Source organism: Actinomadura rugatobispora (genome assembly GCF_042656285.1).
Lineage (GTDB): Bacteria > Actinomycetota > Actinomycetes > Streptosporangiales > Streptosporangiaceae > Spirillospora > Spirillospora rugatobispora.
On the sequence record NZ_JBHSON010000234.1, the window covers coordinates 1 to 1,543 of the forward strand.

Annotated in this window: 2 protein-coding genes; both read right to left on the reverse strand. The window is 68.4% G+C overall.

Annotated elements, in window-relative coordinates; all coding sequences use genetic code 11:
• Positions 1–675 (reverse strand): MlaD family protein (locus tag ACFPZN_RS56025; protein WP_378293584.1); only part of this gene is annotated, 675 nt, incomplete at its 3' end.
• Positions 675–1,543 (reverse strand): MCE family protein (locus ACFPZN_RS56030; protein ID WP_378293586.1); only part of this gene is annotated, 869 nt, incomplete at its 5' end. The genes ACFPZN_RS56030 and ACFPZN_RS56025, both read right to left, overlap by 1 nt.

Genomic DNA, 1,543 nt, shown 5'->3' on the forward strand with positions numbered 1-1,543 from the left:
CTGCCCCAGCAGCACACTGGCGTTGCGGGCCAGCTGCGACAACTGCCGGTCCTTGGAATTGACCAGCCCGATCAACCGGTCCCCATCGGCCAGCAACCGCGCAATCTGCGGATCGCTCTCATTGACCGCCTCCGCCAACGCCGTCAGATTCTGCAACGCACCGCCCAGGCGGCCGCGGCCCTGGCGGGACACGTCCCGGAGCTGGTCCAGGACCGAGGAGACGGCTTTGGCGTCGAGTTTGGCCAGGGTGCCGGTGCCCTCGTTCAGCAGATCGTTGAAGGTGATCGGGGTCGCGGTCCGCTCCAGCGGGATCCGCCGGACCGGGCCGCTGAGGCGCAGGTACCGGCCGCCCAGGATGTTGGACATCCGGATTTCAGCGCGGGTGCGCGGGCCGAGTTCGACCTTGCTGTCGACCTTCCACGTCACCATCACGCGGCCGTTGCGGAAATCGGGTTTGACCTCGGTGACCTCACCGACCGCGACCCCGGCGACCTCGACCTCGTGGCCCGAGCGCAGGCCGCCGGTGTCGGCGAACACCCCGGTCATGGTGTACCGCTCCTTGAGCAGGCCCAGGGTGCCGGTGAGGAAGGAGATCGTGACGCCCAGCGACAGCACCGTCAATCCGGCGATGCCGACGATGAGGGGGTTGCGGTCACGGAAGGACGTGCGCGCCATCAGTTCCCCTCTCCGACCACCAGGCCCCGCAGCACATCCTCCGAAGAACCGCGCTCGGGGTACTTCTTCAACTCGGCCTTGTAGGGGCAGGGGCCGGGAGCCAGGGTCAGGCAGGGGGTGGTGCCGACGAACAGCTCGCCCTCGTTGATCAGGTCGAACAGCCGCGACATCTTGGGGCCCGCCGACTTCAGGATCGGGGTCAAACGGTCCAGATTGCGGTTGGTGCCGCCCATCACCACCGCCATCCGGCCCACCACCTCCTCCAGCTCGCGCGCGTTGCCGGCCGTGAGCTTGTCGGAGGTCCGCACCATCGCCGCCAGCTGCGTGATCGCCTGATCCACCAGCCTGCGGTTGTCCACGAACGCACCCGACAGCGTCACCAGGTTGTCGGTCATCGTCGCGATCTGCTTGTCACGGCGGGACAGGACCTGGGTGACGGCGGCGAAGTCGTCCAGGGTGCGCTGCAGGCTCTGGCGGCGCGCGGCGATGGTGGAGGAGAGCTGATCGATGTTGCCGATCAGCTGGTGGATGTTGGCCTCGTTGCCCTCCAGCGCCTGGTGCAGCGAGGTCATCAGCTGGTTGATCTGCTGGGGGTCCAGCGTCCGCGTCAGCGGCGCGATCTGGTTGATCAGCTCACCCAGATCCACCACCGACCGGGTCCGGGTGATCTTGTCGCCGTCCTTGAGCCTCGCGCCCGCCGTGCCCGGGATCAGATACACCACCCGCTGCCCGATCGGATCCCGCCACCGCACGGCGGCCTCGCTGTCGGAGGGGAGGCGGTGCCGCTCACGGACCGACAGGGTGACCTCGGCGCGGCCCTTGCGGACGTGAATCTGGTCGACCTGCCCGACCGGGGCCCCGGCGATCT